This is a genomic window from Burkholderia sp. MR1-5-21 (assembly GCF_053427715.1).
The window spans coordinates 376353-396301 of sequence record NZ_JBSAXD010000001.1 but is presented as its reverse complement, the minus strand read 5'-3'; the positions used below and the strand labels follow the sequence as shown (position 1 = coordinate 396301).

Sequence of the window (19949 nt, the reverse complement as noted above, 5' to 3'; positions counted from 1 at the left end):
ATACCCTTTCCTTATTCGCATTCGCGCGCCATACGTAAAAGTAAACAGCCCGTGGCGATATTGGCCGATTTTCTTTTTCGCCACAGCGGGCTGGCGCGAATCGTCTGATCATTCTTATAATCGCGCCTGCATATTGCGTGCGCATGATCGCACACCTTCGAGGCGCGACGTGCCGTGCCGAAGCCGATTGAATTCCCGTCGAATGCTGATTGGCGCACAGCCGCGCCACGTATGCCGTGCGGGCATATTCCGTGCAGGCCCGATCCGTTTTCCGGATTGTTCCGGAAAATCCGGATAATCCGTAGCGATTCCCATCGGACTGACGCAATATCCGTTTTATTTCCAATCCGGAAATGAGCGGCGGGGATTTTTTCGTATTCGGTGGCTGGAATCGGCACAGGCAAGTCGCGCGCTGACATCGACACAATGACGGCGGCCGACCGGGTCGCCAGGAGACGCATGTGAAAAAAGAAGAAGACCAGCTGCACCGCGGGCTGGAAGAACGACACATCAACCTGATGGCGCTGGGCGCTACGATCGGCGTGGGCCTGTTCCTCGGCTCGGCGACCGCGATCCGCACGGCCGGCCCCGCGATCCTCCTGACCTACCTGCTGGGCGGCATCGTGATCTTCCTGATCATGCGCGCGCTCGGCGAGATGGCGATCACCAACCCGGTCGCGGGCGCGTTCAGTCGTTATGCGCGCGACTACCTCGGCCCGTTCGCGGGCTACCTGACCGGCTGGACCTACTGGTTCGTGTGGATCGTCACCTGCATGGCGGAGGTGACGGGTGTCGCGGTGTACATGCACGTGTGGTTCCCCGACGTGCCGAACTGGATCTGGGCGCTGCTCGGGCTGTCGGCGATGGGCGCGGTGAACTTCGTCGCGGTGAAGCTGTACGGCGAATTCGAGTTCTGGTTCGCGCTGATCAAGATCGTCACGATCGTGCTGATGATCGTCGGCGGCGCGCTGATGATCACGCTCGGTCTCGGCAACGGCGGCGTCGCGACCGGCATCTCGAACCTGTGGACCCACGGCGGCTTCATGCCGAACGGCTGGTCCGGCGTGATCGGCGCATTGCCGATCGTGATGTTCGCGTATCTGGGCGTCGAGATGCTCGGGCTGACAGCCGGCGAGGCGCGCAATCCGGAGAAATCGCTGTCGAAGGCGGTGAACTCGGTGTTCTGGCGCGTGCTGATCTTCTACATCGGCGCGCTGTTCGTGATCATGTCGATCTACCCGTGGAACCAGATCGGCACGCAAGGCAGCCCGTTCGTGATGACGTTCTCGCGGATCGGCATCCCGGCCGCCGCCGGCATCATCAACTTCGTCGTTCTGACGGCCGCGCTGTCGTCGTGCAACAGCGGCCTGTTCAGCACCGCGCGGATGCTCTACAACCTCGCGCAGCAGGGCCAGGCGCCGCGCGTGCTCGGACGCGTGAACCGCAACGGCGTGCCGGTGTACGGGGTGGCCGTGTCGGTCGCGCTGCTGCTCGTCGGCGTGCTGCTCAACTATCTCGCGCCGCAGCACGTGTTCGTGTGGCTCACGTCAGTGTCGACGTTCGGTGCGATCTGGACGTGGGGCGTGATCCTGGTCGCGCAGATGCGCTTCCGCCGCACGCTGTCGGCCGACAAGATCGCGCGCCTGCCGATCCGCGTGCCGTTCTATCCGCTCGGCTCGTTCGTCGCGCTCGCGTTCCTCGCGCTCGTCGTCGTGCTGATGGCGTTCACGCCCGATACGCGCGTCGCGCTCGTGATCGGGCCGGTGTGGATCGTGCTGCTCGGGCTCGCGTACCTGCTGTTCTACGCGAACCGGCCGGTGGCGCAGGTTTCGACGAAGTCTTGAGCATGCGTAGCCACGCGCGGCCGTGCATGGCGGCCGCGCGTCGCGGCTGCGCTTGCGGCCGTCCCTGCGGCCGCGCTTGCGACCGCTTTCCGCGGCCGGCGGCGCGCCGCCGAGCCGCTTGATCTCGATCATGCAGGGCCGGGCCCGACGATCTATGCTGTCGGCATCGCTTGTCCGCGCTTCGCGCGGCCGCCGGTGATGCCTGCGACCGTGCGCCGGCGGCCTGATCCGCCGCGCCGCTGCCGTGCGAAGCTCCGGCGTCGTCCCTGTGGGACGACGCGCCACAACGGAGGCCGTCACCATGCCGCCCGCCCACACCTGCCCACCGATCTCCAGGGTCGCGCTTGCCGTCGATTCGGCGCCCGAAGCGCTGCACGCGGCGCACTACGCGCGCACGCTGTTGCGTCCCGGCATGCAGCTGCGAATCATCAGCGTGATCGACAATCCACGCCTGATGCTGCCCGACATTCCGAGGATCGACGCGCTGCTCTCATCGGCGCGCGACGAAATGATGGGCGACGCACAGGCCGTGCTGGACCGCATCGCGCCGTCGTTCGCGGACACGGGCGCCCAGGTCGAGCAGGGCATTCTCGATGCGTCGGTCGCAGGCGGCACGGTGGCCGATACGCTCGCGTGGGATACGGCCGCCTGGCAGGCGGACGTGCTCATCGTCGGCGCGAACCGGCATCACGGGCTGCTGCGGCTTGTCGAGGGCGCGGTATCAGACCAGTTGATGCGGCGCGCGCGTTGCGCGCTGCTGATCGTGCCGGCGAGCTACCAGCGCGAAAGCGACACGGCGCCGCAGCGGATCATGTTCGCGGTCGACGGCAGCGAGCCGTCGATGCACGCGGTTCAGGTCGGCATCGAATTCGCGACGCCGACGACGCTGCTGTACGCCGCGTACGTCGTCGACCGGGCGATCCGGCTCACGGACATCGTGCCCGTGCGCGCGCTCGAGGATGCGTACCGCGCGGAGGGCGAGGACGCGCTGGCCAAGGTCGCGACGCTGTTTCACCGCTGCGCGAACCCGACCAAGCGCGGCATCATCGAAACCCATGCAACGAGCGACGACGTCGCGCACGCGCTGATGCGCGAGGCCGTGCATTGGCGCGCGGAGCTGCTGGTCGTCGGCACGCATGGCCGGCGCGGGCTCGCGGCGCTGCTGATCGGCAGCGTCGCCCGACGGGTCGCGCATCTCGCGGAAGTGCCGGTGCTGCTCGTGCGCGGCGGGGACTAACCGGTAATTGACCGCGATGCGCACGACGAACGGGCTGTCGTTTGACCTGGGTCAAAGAGTGCGCATTGTGTCGCATGAGAGGCTGACGGCTCGCTAGCGCAGCGCGCCGTCGTTCGGGAGCAGGCGATGAAAACCGACAGGCAGGTGAAGCAGGATGTCGAGGACGAACTCGCGTGGGATCCCGCGGTCGATGCGACGCGGATCGGCGTCGAGGTCGAGGACCGGGTCGTCACGCTGTCCGGCCATCCGTCGAGCTTCGCGGAGAAGGTCGCGGCCGAGCACGCCGCGCATCGCGTGTCGGGCGTGAAGGCCGTCGTCGTCGATCTGGACGTGCATCTGCCGCACGACGAGCACCATACCGACGAGGACGTCGCGAAAGCCGTGCGCGTGGTACTGCACTGGACCGACGGCTTGCGCGACGAAACGATCCACTTACAGGTCGAGAAGGGCTGGGTCACGCTGACAGGCCATGTCGACTGGGGCTACCAGCGGCAGCGCGCGTTGCGCGCGGTGTCGCAGATGCGCGGGATCACCGGCGTATCGGACCGGCTCGATGTGGGTGCCGACGTCGTCGCCGACGATATCGGCGCGAAGATCCGCCAGGCGATGCAGCGTCATGCGGAGCGCGAGGCGAACCATCTCGAAGTCGTCGTGCAGGACGGCACGGTGACGCTGAACGGCAAGGTCGACTCGTACGCGGAGCGCGAGGTCGCGCGTGGCGCGGCGTGGTCTGCGCCCGGTGTGCGCATGGTCGTCGACAACCTGGTGGTCGAGTAGTCCGGCCACCGTCAGGAACTCTCTGGCACGAGGGTAGGCAGTCGTCCGGCTGCCTTGGAGGACGGGCGGGGTGTCTGACACCCCGCCCGCTTTCCTGCCTTCGCGATGGCCCCGCGCTGCTGCTTTTCCTCGTATGTATCCGGTTCGAATCGTTTGATGTTTGATGACGGCGCGCGCACACCCGGACCACCGGGCCGTGCATGCCGGTGTGGCTGGCGGCAGGATCGAATGGGCGACGCGCGCGGCGCTTCAGCCGGTCCGCTGGGCGCGACTGTCACGCGACGTCGCAGGCGCAGCGCGAACCACGTGTCGCGCTGGCCACATGCGTCCGCTCAAGCGGTACACGCCCGTCGGGCGAGGCGTCGCTGGCGTACGCCGTGTCGCACGTGGATGAGATGACGCACGGTTTCGAGCGGACAGTTCCGGCATGGCGAAAAGCGGCGCCCCCGGTTTACGCGCGGGCGCCCGCCACGTGCCGTCCGGCGCGGCGCCACAGGCGCGGGGGCGGCGGACAGCGTCTGCTGCCGCAGCGCCGCGGCGAAGCGCTGCAACGCGGCGACGGATCCGGCAATGCTCTGATACTTTTCGCGGCCGATCTGCCCGTCGAGCGTGACGAGCAGCCCGGCCTGGCGGGCGAGTGCGAGCAGCGCGTCCAGATCCTCGCGGGACGCCGCGTCGGCCGCATGCGCGGGTTCGGCTGCCGCGTTCGACTGACGGGGCGCGCTGCGTTTCCCGTCGTCGTTCGGAAATGTGCCATAAGTCATGATTGGTCTCCTGCGCCTGACCCGCGTGCCGGCTCCGTGGCCGGCTGGGCGAGGCCCGGCATGAACGGTGTGTCCATGGCAACAGTATCGCGTGCGAACAGGGCGCTTCCAATCAGTACAAACTGAAGTAGGCGTCAGGAATTCCGGCGTCCTATAGGAATTTCCTGACACGCGCGCGGCCGGAAGGCCGCCGCAGCGCGGTGTGGCGGGGCTCCGCGTCGTTTGCGCGAGCGCGGCTATGTTTACCCGATTCGGGTTTCCGAGCCGCTGCGTGCGGCCTTCCCGTTGCCGCTCTTCGGTCGCGCTTTCGCGATCAAGCGCTCGCACGCGTGCCGATCGCGCGTGGCCAGCCATGTGCCGTTTTCGTGTGCCGGACGCATGCGTCGCAAGGTTCGGCCGGGTGCGTGCCGCTGTCCTTTGCGCGTCATGCAACACGCCGCATGACGCCCGCGCGGGCATTATCGCCGCACGCATTTTTCAGCGAGCGATACATTGCGCAAGCCGCTTGACGACGAGTTTCGTCCAGTCTACTTTGCCTTTTACGCCGACCGCAGATGCACGTCCACGACTTGCTCGCGCGTCGGCGCCGCGCTTTCGGGGAAGCGTGTCCTTTCGTCGAATAACCGGTGCGACGCGAGTGCATCCGCACCGGTCAGGTAGCTGTCGATCCGTCTGAGGATCATGAAGCCCGCTTTCCGTCGGGCGCCGCTCGCCGCGCGAGCGGTTGTTGACGCAGCGCAAGGGCGCTGCGGTGCCACGCACGTCGCTTCGCGCGTTGGTCTTTACGCTAAAGACACATCCACCTTTGTTTCGACACGAGGGAGTCCGTCGATGTCACAGGACAATTTGTTCGAGTCGCTTGCCGAAGCTGCCGCCCAGCGTTCGATCGGCGCCGACCAGTTGCGCAAGATGATCGATGATGAAGTACGCGCGCTTTCCTCCGAGGCACGCGTGCACGATTACATCCATGTGTTCGCGATCCGGCATCTGCGCGACCGGATGCGGCAACTCGACGACGATGCCGCCAAGGAGACGCCAGGCGATCAGCCCGCGGCGCCCGACGTTCATGCGAGCCGCCGTCTATGACGGCCGTTCGCCGCGTCTGACACTGCGCGAACTGCCCGACCCGTCGCCCGGCGCGGGGCAGATCCTGATCGATGTCCATGCGTGCGGCGTCTGCCGCACGGATCTGCATGTCGTCGACGGGGACCTGACGGCGCCGAAGCGTCCGCTGATTCCCGGGCACGAGATCGTCGGCATGGTTGCATCGCTGGGGCCCGGCGCAAGCGGCTTCGAGGTCGGCGAACGGGTCGGCGTGCCGTGGCTCGGCCACACGTGCGGCCATTGCGCGTATTGCGCTGCCGGCCGCGAGAACCTGTGCGACGCACCCGGCTTCACCGGCTATACGATCGACGGCGGCTATGCGGAACGCACGGTCGCCGACGCGCGCTATTGCCTGCGGCTGCCGGCCGGCTATGACGACGTGCATGCCGCGCCGCTGCTGTGCGCGGGGCTGATCGGCCATCGCACGCTCGCGCTGGCCGGCACCGCGCAACGCATCGGCCTGTACGGCTTCGGCGCGGCCGCGCACATCGTCGCGCAGGTCGCGCGGCATCAGGGGCGCCGCGTGTTCGCGTTCACGCGGCCGGGCGATACCGTCGCGCAGCAGTTCGCGTTGCGGCTCGGCGCCTGCTGGGCCGGCGGCAGCGATACGCGCGCGCCCGAGCCGCTCGATGCGGCGCTGATCTTCGCACCGGTGGGCGCGCTCGTGCCCGCCGCGCTTGCCGCGGTGGCGAAGGGCGGCTGCGTCGTCTGCGGCGGCATCCACATGTCGGATATCCCGTCGTTTCCGTATGCGCTGCTGTGGGAGGAGCGCCGGCTGCTGTCGGTCGCGAACCTGACCCGCGCCGACGGCGAAGCCTTCATGACGCTCGCCGCGCAGGTGCCGATCGAGATCGACGCGACACGCTACGCGCTTGCCGACGCGAATCGGGCGCTCGACGACTTGCGTGCGGGGCGCGTGTCGGGCGCTGCGGTGCTGACGATGCATTGACGGCGCGCCGCATGACTTGCCGCATGACCTGCACATGAGCGGCAGTCTTTCACCCATTTGGTGCATCGACCCTCAAGTAAACGCCGACCGTGCCGTTTACCCGGTGAATCCGTCCACCGGGCGTTCGCGCTCCCTTACAGAGTCGTTGCCATGCTTTCGTCCATTCGCGCCCGCATCCTTGCCGCGTCTGTTGCCATCGTCGTCTTTGCGCTCGTTGCCAGCACGCTGATCAACTATTTCATCGCCCGGTCGTACAACAATGACGCGATCGACCGGAACCTCACGTCGGTCGCGAGCGGCCATGTCGTCGGGATCGGCGACTGGGTCGCAACAAAGAGCCGGATGATCGCGTCGCTGCAGGACGCGGCGCTGTCGCCCGATCCGCTTCCGGTGTTCAAGCAGATGGCCACGGCCGGCGGCTTCACCAACGTCTACGCGGGCTACGCGGACAAGACGTTCAAGTTCTCCGACCCGACCGGCATCCCGCCGGACTACGACCCGACCGGCCGCCCTTGGTACCGTCAGGCCGCGCAAGCCGGTAAGCCGGTCGTCACGCCGCCTTACGTCGATGCGGGCACCGGCAACCTCGTCGTCTCGTTCGCGGTACCGATCCTGCGCGACGGTGCGCTCAAGGGCGTCGTCGCCGCGGACGTCGCGATGGACAGCGTGATCGCGAACGTGAAGTCGATCCACCCGACGCCGGCCAGCTTCGGGATGTTGATCGACAGCAACGGCCATGTCGTCGCGCATCCGGACCCGAAGCTCACGTTGAAGCCGGTCGCCGACGTGTCGCCGGATCTCGCCAGCCTCGCGCCTGCGTCGATCGCGAACGCGAGCGCGCCGGTCGAGGTGCACGTCGGCGGCGACGCGAAGCTGGTCCGCGCACAGCCGGTGCCGGGCACCGACTGGTATGCGCTCGTCGCGCTCGACAAGGCCGAGGCGACCGCGGGCACGCGTTCGCTGCTGACCGCATCGCTGGTGACGCTGGTCGTGATCGTCGGCATTGCGTCACTGATCATCGGCGCGATCACCGCGACGGCGTTCCGTCGCCTGTCCCTGGTACGTCAGGCGATGGCGGCGATCGGTTCGGGCTCGGGCGACCTGACGCAGCGGCTGCCCGCGGACGGCAGCGACGAAGTGGCGGACATCGCGCGCTCGTTCAACAGCTTCGTCGACAAGCTGAACCGCGTGATGCTGCAGATCCGCGATGCGAGCGAATCGGTGCGCACCGCGGCCAACGAGATCGCAGCGGGCAACCAGGATCTGTCGTCGCGCACCGAATCGGCGGCGGCGAGCCTCGAAGAGACGGCCGCGTCGATGGAAGAGATCACCGCGACAGTCGGCCAGTCGGCCGCGGCGGCCGGCCAGGCCGACGAGCGCGCGGCGGCCGCGTCGAAGATCGCGTCGCACGGCGGCTCGGTCGTGTCGGACGTGGTGTCGACGATGGCGCGCATCGAGGAAGCGTCGGGCCGGATCGGCGACATCATCGGCGTGATCGACGGCATCGCGTTCCAGACCAACATCCTCGCGCTGAACGCGGCCGTCGAAGCGGCGCGCGCAGGCGAGCAGGGCCGCGGCTTCGCGGTCGTCGCGCAGGAAGTGCGCAGTCTCGCGCAACGCAGCGCGCAGGCCGCGCGCGAAGTGAAGGCGCTCGTCGAATCGACGGTCGCGAGCGTCGAGGCCGGATCGGGGCAGGTGCGTCAGGCGGGCGAGACGATGCGTGAAATCGTCACGAACGTCGCGAACGTGACGACGATCATCTCCGAGATCACGCACGCGGCGAACGAGCAGACCCGCGGCATCCAGGAAGTCAATCGCGCGGTCACGCAGCTCGACGAGATGGTGCAGCAGAACGCGGCGCTCGTCGAACAGTCGACGGCCGCCGCGGCCGCGCTGCAGACGCAGGCGAACGCGCTCGCGACGACGGTCGGGCAGTTCAGGGTCGCTTGACGTGTTCGGGCGATCGGGGCGCTTCGAGCAGCAGCGAGCGGAAGCGGACGCCGCGCGCTAGCGCGGGTTGCCCGGCTTCGACGGTGCGTCCGGCGCATGCCGCCCGTGCTCGCGCGGCGGTTTCGACGGATCGATGCGGGACGCGCCGCCGATCGCCGGCGGATCGCTGGCGGGAAACGTTTCTTCGAGGCCCTCGTCGATGCGTTCTTCGGTCTTGTCGGGAGGCCGCTTGTGTTGTGAGGCGAGCCAGCCGAACGGGTGTGTGGCCCGCGATGCGGCGTGGCGGTTGCCGGTGGCTTGGACGGTCATGATCGAACCTCCTTCGGTCGGTGGGCGAACTTCCGCAGGCATCTTGCCCGGCCTTCCGCGCGCGCACGCGCTTGCCCGCATGCCGAACGGGCGACGGTGCCGGGCCCGGTGCGCACGCGCCGACGGCATCGATCGGCGCGACGCGTGATGAAGGCACCCAGACAAAGTCTACGTTAGGACACGAAGCTCTGCGGGTGCGAATTCGATGCGCACGGCGGTGGCGCGGATGGCGACGCGTGCAAGCACTTTGCGTCCGCACGCGTGTCGCGTAGGATGTCCGTTAATTCAGCGGACACTGCGTTCGCGCAGCGGGCCATCGAATTCGCGGCAGGCGGCGCGCAGCGCGTTCTCCTTTTCCACGCAACGGACGGATACCACCGCTCATGGTCATCGCTCGCCAGTTGCTGTCGTCCGGCGCAAGCCGGCTCTTTTGTCGCGTGTCGGCGTTCGCGCTCGTCGCGGCCGCGAGTCCGCAATCCGCATCGGCACAGACGCCGTCGCCGCTCGGCGAGTGGCAATTCTCGGCCGGCGTCCCGCTCATCAAATTGTTCGAACCGAACGTTCCGACCTGGCAGGTCAGCGTCGGCGCCGGCATGACGTATCAACCGCGCTATCCGGGCTCCGACCGCTATCACGTGCTGGGCGGGCCGAATCTCGATATCCGCTATCGCGACCTGTTCTTCGTCTCGACCGGCGAAGGCGCCGGCGCGAACGTGCTGCGCGGGCCGAACTGGCGCGTCAGCCTGTCCGTCGGCTACGACCTCGGGCGCCGTTCCGCCGACGATATCGGGCACCTGAACGGCTTCGACAACATCAACGCGGCACCCGTGCTCAAGCTGTCGGCCGATTACGTGATCTCGAAGGATTTTCCGCTCGTGCTGCGCGCGGACGTGCGGCGCAGCGTTGGCGGCTCGAACGGCTGGATCGGCGACTTGTCCGCGTACATGCCGATGCCCGGCAGCAACGAGAATTTCTACTGGTTCGCCGGGCCGACGGTGTCGTTCGCCGATGCGCGCTACATGAACAGCTGGTTCGGCGTCAGCGATGCCGCGGCCGCGCGCTCGGGGCTGCCGCGCTATTCGTCCGGCGCGGGGATCAAGTCGGTCGGGGCGGGCGTGACGATGATCTGGTTCGTGAACAAGCACTGGTTCCTGACGGCAGACGGCGCAATCGAGCAGCTCGTCGGGCGCGCGGCCGCGAGCCCGGTCACGCAGCAGACGACCAACGGCGTGCTCGACCTGTCCGTGAATTACCAGTTCTGAACGGTTGCGATCTGCCACGCTCGGGGCGAGACGTCGTCGACCGCGCCGTGGTGGTCGCGGGCGGGGGCGCCGGCCGGTCGACTCCGCCGGCACATTTGTTATGATTCGAACCTGTACAAACGTACAGTGACCGATTCCCGTGACACCCGCTTCGCTGCCGCCCCCGGCGTTCTACTACCTGACCAATTTCGAGCGTGCGCTGAGCTGGCTCGGCGAGCGCTACGACGACGTGCTCGACGACGGCGAGCGCGCGTTCCTGCAGGCCTTCGCGGCGCTGCCGCAGGCGTCGCGGGCGCTGCTCGTGCGGATGCTGATGCGCAACGGGCCGGACTTCCGCGCGAGCAAGCTCCGCTACGACGAGATCGGCTGCGCGCTCGACGCGGCCGGGCCGCTCGTCGCGCTCGGGTGGGTCGATCCGGCGCCGCCGTTGACGCTCGACGAAATCTTCTCGTTGTCCACCAAGGCCGAACTGCTGCAGATGTTCCCGGTGCTGGGCGCGCATGCGGGCGCGCGCAAGGTCGAATGGCTCGACCTGCTGCGGCCTGCGCATGACGTTGCGCAGCCGTTCGACGTGTGGTTTGCGGGGGCCGGCCATCCGGGGGCCGGCCATCCGGGGGCCGACGAAGCGGGGGCCGGCGATCCAGCGGCCGGCGAATCATCGACCGTCGACCGCGTGCTGCGCGTGACGGTCGGCCCGCTATGCGACCGGCTGCGGCTGATGTTCTTCGGCAATCTCCACCAGGACTGGAGCGAATTCGTGCTCGCCGATCTCGGCGTGTTCCAGTACGAAAGCGTGCCGTTCGCGCCGTCGTCGCGCGCATTCCAGCGGCGCAGCGACGTCGATACGTATCTCGTGCTGCACGCGTGCCGCGCCGCGCTCGACGCGTGGCCCGACGATGCGCCGTTCGACCCGCTGCTCGACCTGATCGACACGGTCGATTGCGTGCAGCCGTGGCTCGCGACACGCCGCGCGAAGCTCCTGTTCACGCTCGGCCAGACGTGCGAGCGCCGCCACGCGTGGCCGCTCGCGCTCGATGCGTATGTGCGCAGCGCGTGGCCCGGCAGCCGCCACCGGCGGATTCGCGTGCTCGAACGCTGCGGCCGCGACGACGATGCGCTCGCGCTGGCACTCGATGCGCGCGACGCATTCGAAAGCGACGAGGAGCGGCAGCGCGTCGAACGGATGCTGCCGCGGCTGCAGCGCCGTCTCGGCCGCGCGGTCGAGCGGGCAGCCACCGCGCCTGACGTGCCGCGCGAAACGCTCGTGCTCGTGCGCCCGGACGCGTTCGAGAGTGTCGAATACGCGGTGCGCGACCATCTCGCGCAACCCGGCGCGCCGGTCCATTACGTCGAAAACACGCTGATCAATTCGCTGTTCGGCCTGCTGTGCTGGGAGCCCGTGTTCGCGGCGGTGCCGGGCGCGTTCTTCCATCCGTTCCAGCGCGGGCCGGCCGACCTGCATGCGCCCGATTTCGCCGCGCGCCGTGCCGACGCGTTCGACGCGTGCTTCGCGCAGCTCGATTCCGGCACGTATCGCGACACGATTCGCCGTCATTACGCGACGAAGATGGGCGTGCAATCGCCGTTCGTGTTCTGGGGCGTGCTGAGCCCGGCGCTGCTCGACGAAGCGCTCGCCTGCCTGCCGCCCGAACATCTGCGACTCTGGTTCGCGCGCCTGCTCGCGGACATCCGCAGCAATCGCTCGGGGCTTCCCGACCTCGTGCGGTTCTGGCCCGACGAACGGCGCTACGAGCTGATCGAGGTGAAAGGGCCCGGCGACCGGCTGCAGGACAACCAGACGCGCTGGCTCGGCTACTGCATCGCGCACGGGATTCCGGTCCGCGTCGTCGACGTCGAATGGGCGGGCGGCGCGGTCACGCACGCCGACGCGACGGGGCTGTCCGCATGAGCTATGTCGTCGCGGTGCGGGCGATGTGCGAGTTCACCGCGCGGCGCGGCGACCTCGACCTGCGCTTCACACCCGCGCCGACCGCGCTCGAGGGGATTGCCGGGCACGGCACGGTGACGTCGCGTCGCGGCGCGCGCTACGAGACCGAGGTCCCGCTGACGGGCACATGGGGCACGCTTACCGTGCGGGGCCGCGCGGACGGCTACGATCCCGTGTCGAACCGACTCGAGGAAATCAAGACCTATCGCGGCGACCTCGACGCGATGCCCGCAAACCACCGCGCGCTGCACTGGGCGCAGGCGAAGGTGTATGCGCATCTGCTGTGCGATACGCGCGGGCTCGCGGAAATCACCGTCGCGCTCATCTATTTCGACATCGTGTCCGAGCGCGAGACCGTGCTCACGGAAACGCTGCCGGCAAGCGTGCTCGCCGCGTTCTTCGCCGAGCAATGCACGTGCTTCATCGGCTGGGCCGAACGCGAGACCGCGCATCGCGACGCGCGCGACGCGTCGCTGCGCGCGCTGCAGTTCCCGCACGGGCAATTCCGCAGCGGCCAGCGCGAACTGGCGGTCGCCGTGTATCGGGCCGCGCGCGACGAGCGCTGCCTGCTCGCGCAGGCGCCGACCGGGATCGGCAAGACGCTCGGCACCGTGTTTCCGCTGCTGAAGGCATGCGGCGAAGGCGAGCTCGACCGCATCTTCTTCCTGACCGCGAAGACGCCCGGCCGCGCGCTCGCGCTCGACGCGGCGACGACGCTCGGCGCGGGCACGCCGGCGCTGCCGCTGCGCGTGCTCGAACTCGTCGCGCGCGACAAGGCGTGCGAGCACCCGGACAACGCGTGCCACGGCGAATCGTGCCCGCTTGCGCGCGGCTTCTACGACCGGCTTCCGGCCGCACGCGACACGGCGATCGAAAAAGGGCGGCTCGACCGCGACACGGTGCGCGCAGCGGCGCTCGCGCACGACATCTGTCCGTACTACCTCGCGCAGGAACTCGCGCGCTGGTCCGACATGGTGATCGGCGACTACAACTACTACTACGACGGCAGCGCGATGCTGCACACGCTTGCGCTGCAGAACCAGTGGCGGATCGGCGTGCTCGTCGACGAGGCGCACAACCTGCTCGACCGCGCACGCAAGATGTACAGCGCGTCGCTCGACCCGTTCGATTTCGCGGCTGCGCGCGACGCAGCGCCGGCCGTGCTGCGCAAGGCGTTCGAGCGGCTCGGGCGCGCGTGGGGCGCGCTGAACCGAGCACAGGAGACACGCTACGCCGCGTATCCCGACATCGCCGGTTCGCTTGTGTCGGCCGTGCAGAATCTGGTGTCCGCGATCGGCGAGCATCTGGCCGACGCGCCGCGCGCGAACGGCGACGCGCTGCTGCGGTTCCATTTCGACGCGATCCAGTTCGGCGCGCTCGCGGACGCGTTCGACGACGCATCGATCTTCGACGTGACGCTGCACGGCGAGCCGATGCCGCGGCAGCCGGCGCTCGATGGCGTTGTGCCGGCCGGCCGCCGGCGCCGCGTTCAATCGACGCTGTGCGTGCGCAACGTGATCCCGGCCGGATTCCTCGCGCCGCGTTTTTCCGCCGCGCGGGCGACCGTGCTGTTCTCCGGGACGCTGAGCCCGTTTCATTTCTATCGCGACACGCTCGGGCTGCCCGAAGACACAGGCTGGCTCGACGTCGACGGGCCGTTCCGCGCGGAGCAGCTCAGTGTGCGGGTGGCGAGCCACGTGTCGACGCGCTGGCGCGACCGCGACCGGTCGCTCGCGCCGATCGCCGACCTGATCGCTGCGCAGTATGCGCGGCGGCCCGGCAATTACCTGAGCTTCCTGAGCAGTTTCGATTACCTGCAGCGCGTGGTTGCGCTGATACAGGCGCGCCACCCGGACGTGCCGGTGTGGGCGCAGGCGCCGGGCATGGCCGAGGCGGAGCGCGACGCGTTCCTCGCGCGTTTCGACGCGGGCGGGCGCGGCGTCGGGTTCGCGGTGCTCGGCGGCGCGTTTTCGGAAGGGGTCGATCTTGCGGGCGAACGGCTGATCGGCGCGTTCATCGCGACGCTCGGCCTGCCGCAGGTCAATGACGTGAACGAGCAGATGCGGCGCGCGATGGACGCGCGTTTCGGCAACGGCTACGACTACATGTACCTGTATCCGGGATTGCAGAAGGTCGTGCAGGCGGCCGGGCGCGTGATCCGCACCGAGCGTGACGAGGGCGTCGTGCACCTGATCGACGACCGGTATCGCCGTCGCGAGGTGCGCGCGCTGTTGCCGCGCTGGTGGCGCATCGGCTGAATGCGATGACCGGGCGGGCGCGTGCCGTCCGCCGGCAGGTATGGCACGCGCGGACATGCAGGGCGGGCGACGCCGAAGCCGCGCGACGCGTTCGCGCCACGCTCGAGCGCTCAGAGCACGTTCAGCATCGCGAGCGCCGTTTCCTGCAGATGCGGCAGCACACGCCGCACGGCGGCCTCGGTCGTTTCCGCACCGATCGGCATGTTGGTGCTGAGTGCGGCGACGACTTCGCCGTGGCGGTTCTTCAGCGGCACCGCGATGCCGCGCACGCCGACCTGCAATTGCTGTTCGATCGCCGCGAAACCGTCGTCACGGGCCCGGTCGATCTGTTCGAGCAGGCGGGCCTTGTTGGTGATCGTGTGCGGGGTGAACGGCGGCAGCTCCGCGCCGTCGAGCCACGTGCGGACCGCGTCGCGGTCCGGCAGGTGCGCGAGCAGCACGACGCCCGGCGACGTCAGCGGCGCCGGCACGCGTGCGCCGAGCACGAAGCCCGTCGTCATCACGCGCGACACGCCATTGCGCGCGATGAACACCAGCTCCCATTCGTCGAGCACGCTCACGTATGCGGATTCGTTCAGCGTTGCGCTCAGTTGCTGCAGATACGGTTGCACGGTGCGCGGCAGGCGCGCGGAATCGAAGTACGACCAGCCGACCCGCAGCACGCGCGGCGTGAGGCCGTACAGCTTGCCGTCCGTGTACACGTAGCCGAGCGATTCGAGCGTCAGCAGGTAGCGCCGCGCGGCGGTGCGTGTGAGGCCCGTGCGCGCGGCGGCCTGCGTCGGCGTCATGCGCGCGTGCTGGCTGTCGAACGCCTCGAGGATCATCAGGCCTTTTTCGAGGCCGGCAATCCAGTCGCGCTTGTCGAGTTCGGCCTTTTTCATCGGAGCAAAAAAACCATCGGGGGGCGCGAGGAGTCGCGCGGGTGGGGGCGATTATCGCGCAGAAACGGGCGTGCTGGATCGGGCAGGAGGCGGGAAGGATGCTCGGCTGCGAGGTCGAGTGAGGTGAAGCGGCACGTGGCAGTCGGGATGAAGCGACCGACAACAGTCGCCGGGGCATTCGCGACCGTGCCGACCGGCGGCCGATCAAGGCCGCGGTCGAATGCAAAAAGGAAGAGATGGCCGGACCCTGGCGCGAACGTCAGATGCGCCGCATCCGGCGCGGCATCATTCGCTGCTCGTCCACTCGACGTTCGCGCCGACCGACCGCAGGTTCTCGACGAAATGCGGGTGCGCGCGGCGGATCGGCAGCGCGTTCATGATTTCCGAACGCCCTTCGATGCTCGCGGCAACCATCAGCAGCGCGATCGCGACGCGGATGATGTACGGACTTTCGACGCGCGCCGGCGTGAGCTTCAGCCCGCCGAACGTGATCAGCCGGTGCGGATCGGACAGCAGTACGTGCGCGCCGAACTTCGACAGTTCGCCCGACCAGCCGAGCGCGCCGTCGTACACCTTGTTCCAGAACATCGCGCTGCCTTCCGCGCGCACGCCGAGTGCGATGAAGATCGGCAGCAGGTCGACCGGCAGGTACGGCCACGGCGCGGCTTCGACCTTGGTCAGGATGTTCTGCGTGAACGGCCGGCGCACGCGCAGCGGGCCGTCGCGCTCCGCGCGCGACCAGCCGTCGCGGTGCGTGACATGCACGCCGAACTTCGCGAACGTGCGGTCGATCAGCGGGAAATGCTCGGGCGACGAGTTGCGCACGACGATGTCGCCGCCCGTGATCGCACCGAGTGCGAGGAACGTCGCGATCTCGTGGAAATCCTCGGCGAAGCGGAATTCACCGCCGCCGAGCCTGGCGCCGCCGGTCACGCACAGCCGCGACGTGCCGATGCCTTCGATCTCGACGCCGAGCATCGCGAGGAACTGCGAAAACTCCTGCACGTGCGGTTCGGACGCGGCGTTCATCAGCGTCGACGTGCCGGCCGCGGCGGTCGCGCACAGCGCGAAATTCTCGGTGGTCGTCACGGACGCGTAGTCGAGCCAGTGGTCGTTGGCTTTCAGCGGACCGTCGGAACGCACGATCAGCGAATCGGGCGTGCGCTCGATGTGCGCGCCGAAGCGCTCGAACACCTCGACGTGCGGATCGATCTCGCGCACGCCGAGCGTGCAGCCCTTCACGTCGTTCTCGAGACGGGCAACGCCGAAGCGCGCGAGCAGCGGCGGGATCAGCATGATCGACGAGCGCATCGCCTCCGGCAGCCGGTGAACGGCCGGATCGAAGCGGGTGTCGCGGTGATGGAGCTCGAGGATGCCGGTGTCGAAATCGATCGACACGTCGCTGCCGAGCGTGCGGAAGATGTCGAGGATCTTGCGCACGTCGGTGATGTCCGGCACGCCGACGAGCCGCAGCGGCTGGTCGGTCAGCAGGGTGGCGCACAGGATCGGCAGGACGGCATTCTTGTTGGCGGACGGTGTGATGTCGCCGCGCAGCGGGTTGCCGCCGTGGACGATGAGATTCGACATGATATGGGGGCGTATCGTTGACTGACGTAGGCCCATATGATGCCATCGGTCGGCAATGCCGGTGGAAAGTGCTGGCGGGATGTGGGGAGATAAAGGACAGGGTTTGACAGTCTTTGACGTCACGTACTGCGTTGGCGATGCGTTGGCCGGTGATGCATGCGTGCGTCACCGGCATCCCGGAGAATTGGGCGCGCGTCGTATCGCGGCAATTGGCCGATCGGCCAAAGTGCGCGATTATTGTTCAAGATCGTGCGTCTATCGAACGCTTCTCCGGTTTGCACCAGGCGGGGCGGTCGGCACGGCCTGTTGCCGACAATCACTGTCCGTTCGGCCGAGGTGTGCCGACGTGAACGATTTGGTTAAAATCGGCACCATTGAACAAACGTTGCGCGGTGCGGGCGGATGGTCCGCCCGCCGCGCCGGCCGGGCCCCAACGCGGCACCGGCGCACTATCATCGACCTGCTTGTCCCCGGAGACTGGAATGCTCGGCAATCATCCCCCCCTGTCCAGCGACACGCCGCCCGTCGTCGATCCGGCCGCCAATCCGCTCGGGATGGCCGGCCTGGAATTCGTCGAGTTCGCGGCGCCGGTGCCGGACGCGCTCGCGCAACGCTTCGAGCAACTCGGCTTCAAGGCGATCGCGCGGCACGTCAGCAAGGCCGTCACGCTGTACCGGCAAGGCCAGATGAATTTCCTGATCAATGCGGAGCCGGATTCGTTCGCCGCGCGCTATGCGGAAGAGTACGGAATGGGCGTCTGCGCGATCGGGTTGCGGGTCGCCAATGCGCGGCGCGCGTTCGAGCGCGCGATCGAGCTCGGCGCGTGGGCGTTCGAGGGCGAGCGGGTCGGCGTCGGCGAGCTGAAGATTCCGGCGATCCAGGGCATCGGCGATTCGCATCTGTATTTCATCGACCGCTGGCGCGGGCGGGGCGGCCAGCGCGGCGGCGTCGGCGACATCTCGATCTTCGACATCGACTTCCGGCCGATCGACGTTGCCACCGCGCATACCGATCTCGATTTCGCGGGCACCGGGCTGCAGCAGGTCGACCATTTCACGCAGACGGTCGGCGCCGGACGGATGCAGGAATGGCTGGATTTCTACCACGACCTGCTGTATTTCCGCGAAATCCATCAAATCGACGCGCACTGGCACGTTTCGGAAGAGTCGCGCGTGATGGTGTCGCCGTGCGGCGCGGTGCGGATCCCCGTGTATGAAGAAGGCACGCGGCGCACTGAGCTGATGCACGCGTACCTGCCCGACCATCCGGGCGAGGGCGTCCAGCACGTCGCGCTCGCAACCGACGACATCCTGGCGTGCGTCGATGCGCTGCGCGCGAACGGCGTCGAGTTCATCGAGCCGCCGGCGCGCTACTACGATGACGTCGACGCGCGGCTGCCGGGGCATGGCCTCGATCTCGACGCGCTGCGTCGCCGCGCGGTGCTGGTCGACGGCGAGACGGACGGCGACGGCCCGCCGCGGCTGTTCTTCCAGACCTTCGTCAAGCGGCGGCCGGGCGAGATCTTCTTCGAGATCGTCCAGCGGCACGGGCATCACGGGTTCGGCGAAGGGAACCTCGCCGCGCTCGCGCGGGCGCGCGACGCGGGCTGACGGTATTCGCGTCCGGCGCGATCGGCCGCACGTCGGCGGTCGCGAGGCCGGTGCGAAGCCGCTGGTGTCGCTCGGGCGCTCAGGCGCCTGCGGCGGGCATCCGGTTCGGCGCCGGATCGTTCGGCGGCTGCAGCGCGCACGATGTGCCGCCCGGCGTATACATCGACACGACGCAGCGGTTGCACGACGTGCACCCCGACTGCTCGCTGCGGCCGTCGCGCAGCCGGTTCACGAAATCGGGCTCGAACACGAGCGCGCGCGCCATCGCCACCGCATCGAAGCCGTCTTGCAGCGCGCGGGCGATGTTGTCGCGCGAGCGCACGCCGCCGAGATACGCGAGCGGCATTCGCACCGCCGCGCGGACCTTGCGCGAGTGCTCGAGGAAGTACATCTCGCGGAACGCGCCCATCTTCGGCTCGGTGAGCTTTTGCAGCGCCATCGCGGCGCGCACGATCGCGTTGTCGGCATTCGCACGCGCGTCGCCGGGCAGCGGGCTGCCGAACAGCTGCCACGTCGATTCGACGTTCATCCCGCCGCTCAGCACCAGCAGGTGCGCGCCTTCGGCTTCGAGCCGGCGCGCGGCCTCGCATGCGTCGTCGGCCGTGCCGCCGCCGCGCACGCCTTCGGTCACGCCGATCTTGCAGACCACCGCGAGATCGCGGCCCACCGCGTCGAGCACGCGCCGCAGCACCTCGACCGGGAACGCCGCGCGCCGCGCCGCATCGCCGCCGTAAGCATCGCGGCGGCGGTTGTAGAGCGGCGACAGGAACTGGCTCAACAGGTAGCCGTGACCCATGTGGATCTCGACCGCGTCGAAGCCCGCGTCGCGCGCGCGACGGGCGGCCTGCGCGAACGCGTCGGCGACGGACGTCATCTGGTCGCGCGTCATCGCCTGCTTCAGGAACCGGCCGCTCATCAAGCCGACCTTGTTGAAGCCGCCCGACGCGCTGAGCGGCCGCGGCGTCGACAGCGACGGCAGGAACGTGAAGCAGCCGCCGTGCGTAATCTGCGCGGACGCCGCCGCGCCGTGATGATGGACCGCGTCGGTCAGCGCGCGGAACTGCCGGACGGTCGGCGCATCGAGCTGCGCCTGGTCGACGAATGTCCGGCCGTCCGGGCTGACCGCGCAATACGCGACGGTCGTGAGCGCTGCGCCGCCGGCCGCGATGCGCTCGTGAAACTGCACGAGCGCGCGCGACGGCACGCCGTTCGGCGACATGCCTTCATTCGTCGCGGATTTGATCACACGATTGCGCAGCGTCAGCGGACCGACGCGCAGCGGACTGAAGGCAACGGAAAGATCGGCGGAGGGCATGTCGGGGCGATGGAATGGATCGGACACGGGATGCATTGTGCGGCGCTGGCGGACACGCACATCGTCCGGTTGGACTAGGGCGTGTGCCGCGTGCGGGGATGACGGCTCACCCGCCGCGCCACCGACACGGCGTCGGCCCGCACGAGCGACGGCC

17 protein-coding genes are annotated in these 19949 nt (G+C 68.5%); 10 read left to right on the top strand and 7 right to left on the bottom strand.

Annotated elements, in window-relative coordinates; genetic code table 11:
- Positions 1 to 11: 11 nt before the first annotated feature.
- Positions 12 to 488: a hypothetical protein gene (locus tag ACV229_RS01675; RefSeq protein ID WP_448081374.1), complete on the bottom strand. Its 477-nt coding sequence runs from the start codon at positions 486 to 488 to the stop codon at positions 12 to 14.
- Between ACV229_RS01675 and ACV229_RS01670 the strand changes: the two genes are divergently transcribed.
- The 3 genes from ACV229_RS01670 to ACV229_RS01660 all read left to right on the top strand — a co-directional run bounded on the left by ACV229_RS01670 (position 462) and on the right by ACV229_RS01660 (position 3858).
- Positions 462 to 1844, top strand: coding sequence for an amino acid permease (locus tag ACV229_RS01670; RefSeq protein WP_448081373.1), 1383 nt, complete (start codon positions 462 to 464; stop codon positions 1842 to 1844). The two genes, ACV229_RS01675 and ACV229_RS01670, sit on opposite strands and share 27 nt — an antisense overlap.
- Before the next feature lie 301 nt (positions 1845 to 2145).
- Positions 2146 to 3081: a universal stress protein gene (locus ACV229_RS01665; protein ID WP_448081372.1), complete on the top strand. Its 936-nt coding sequence runs from the start codon at positions 2146 to 2148 to the stop codon at positions 3079 to 3081.
- A gap of 126 nt (positions 3082 to 3207) precedes the next feature.
- Complete coding sequence (locus ACV229_RS01660; RefSeq protein WP_448081371.1) at positions 3208 to 3858, top strand: BON domain-containing protein; 651 nt, start codon at positions 3208 to 3210, stop codon at positions 3856 to 3858.
- 332 nt (positions 3859 to 4190) lie between these two features.
- On the opposite strand, the gene ACV229_RS01655 is transcribed toward ACV229_RS01660, so the two are convergent.
- Positions 4191 to 4622: a hypothetical protein gene (locus ACV229_RS01655; RefSeq protein ID WP_448081370.1), complete on the bottom strand. Its 432-nt coding sequence runs from the start codon at positions 4620 to 4622 to the stop codon at positions 4191 to 4193.
- A 539-nt stretch (positions 4623 to 5161) separates the two neighbouring features.
- The gene (locus ACV229_RS01650) at positions 5162 to 5305 is read right to left on the bottom strand and encodes a hypothetical protein (protein ID WP_448081369.1); all 144 of its coding nucleotides are present in this window, start codon (positions 5303 to 5305) and stop codon (positions 5162 to 5164) included.
- Between the two features lie 148 nt (positions 5306 to 5453).
- Between ACV229_RS01650 and ACV229_RS01645 the strand changes: the two genes are divergently transcribed.
- The 3 genes from ACV229_RS01645 to ACV229_RS01635 all read left to right on the top strand — a co-directional run bounded on the left by ACV229_RS01645 (position 5454) and on the right by ACV229_RS01635 (position 8625).
- Complete coding sequence (locus tag ACV229_RS01645; RefSeq protein ID WP_448081561.1) at positions 5454 to 5708, top strand: DUF3562 domain-containing protein; 255 nt, start codon at positions 5454 to 5456, stop codon at positions 5706 to 5708.
- Positions 5689 to 6675: a zinc-dependent alcohol dehydrogenase family protein gene (locus ACV229_RS01640; RefSeq protein WP_448081368.1), complete on the top strand. Its 987-nt coding sequence runs from the start codon at positions 5689 to 5691 to the stop codon at positions 6673 to 6675. Before ACV229_RS01645 ends, ACV229_RS01640 begins: the two co-directional genes overlap by 20 nt.
- A gap of 150 nt (positions 6676 to 6825) precedes the next feature.
- Positions 6826 to 8625, top strand: coding sequence for a methyl-accepting chemotaxis protein (locus tag ACV229_RS01635; protein ID WP_448081367.1), 1800 nt, complete (start codon positions 6826 to 6828; stop codon positions 8623 to 8625).
- 57 nt (positions 8626 to 8682) lie between these two features.
- Here ACV229_RS01635 and ACV229_RS01630 read toward each other — a convergent pair whose 3' ends face one another.
- Entirely contained in the window at positions 8683 to 8934 is a 252-nt protein-coding gene (locus ACV229_RS01630; protein WP_448081366.1) for a hypothetical protein, read from the bottom strand.
- A 383-nt stretch (positions 8935 to 9317) separates the two neighbouring features.
- Here ACV229_RS01630 and ACV229_RS01625 point away from each other — a divergent pair, with 383 nt between their 5' ends.
- From ACV229_RS01625 to ACV229_RS01615, 3 genes are all read left to right on the top strand, one after another.
- Entirely contained in the window at positions 9318 to 10196 is an 879-nt protein-coding gene (locus tag ACV229_RS01625) for a MipA/OmpV family protein (protein ID WP_448081365.1), read from the top strand.
- 139 nt (positions 10197 to 10335) lie between these two features.
- The gene (locus tag ACV229_RS01620) at positions 10336 to 12105 is read left to right on the top strand and encodes a VRR-NUC domain-containing protein (RefSeq protein WP_448081364.1); all 1770 of its coding nucleotides are present in this window, start codon (positions 10336 to 10338) and stop codon (positions 12103 to 12105) included.
- Positions 12102 to 14402: an ATP-dependent DNA helicase gene (locus tag ACV229_RS01615; RefSeq protein WP_448081363.1), complete on the top strand. Its 2301-nt coding sequence runs from the start codon at positions 12102 to 12104 to the stop codon at positions 14400 to 14402. The genes ACV229_RS01620 and ACV229_RS01615 overlap by 4 nt, the downstream gene beginning before the upstream one ends.
- Positions 14403 to 14512: 110 nt before the next feature.
- Here the strand turns inward: ACV229_RS01615 and ACV229_RS01610 are convergent, their stop codons facing one another.
- Positions 14513 to 15283, bottom strand: coding sequence for an IclR family transcriptional regulator domain-containing protein (locus ACV229_RS01610; protein WP_448081362.1), 771 nt, complete (start codon positions 15281 to 15283; stop codon positions 14513 to 14515).
- Positions 15284 to 15568: 285 nt separating this feature from the next.
- Positions 15569 to 16870, bottom strand: a complete 1302-nt coding sequence (locus tag ACV229_RS01605; RefSeq protein WP_448081361.1) for a UDP-N-acetylglucosamine 1-carboxyvinyltransferase — start codon at positions 16868 to 16870, stop codon at positions 15569 to 15571.
- A 482-nt stretch (positions 16871 to 17352) separates the two neighbouring features.
- Here ACV229_RS01605 and ACV229_RS01600 point away from each other — a divergent pair, with 482 nt between their 5' ends.
- Entirely contained in the window at positions 17353 to 18480 is a 1128-nt protein-coding gene (locus ACV229_RS01600; RefSeq protein ID WP_448081360.1) for a 4-hydroxyphenylpyruvate dioxygenase family protein, read from the top strand.
- Positions 18481 to 18559: 79 nt separating this feature from the next.
- Here ACV229_RS01600 and ACV229_RS01595 read toward each other — a convergent pair whose 3' ends face one another.
- Positions 18560 to 19795, bottom strand: coding sequence for an NADH:flavin oxidoreductase (locus tag ACV229_RS01595; protein WP_448081560.1), 1236 nt, complete (start codon positions 19793 to 19795; stop codon positions 18560 to 18562).
- Positions 19796 to 19949 lie beyond the last annotated feature (154 nt).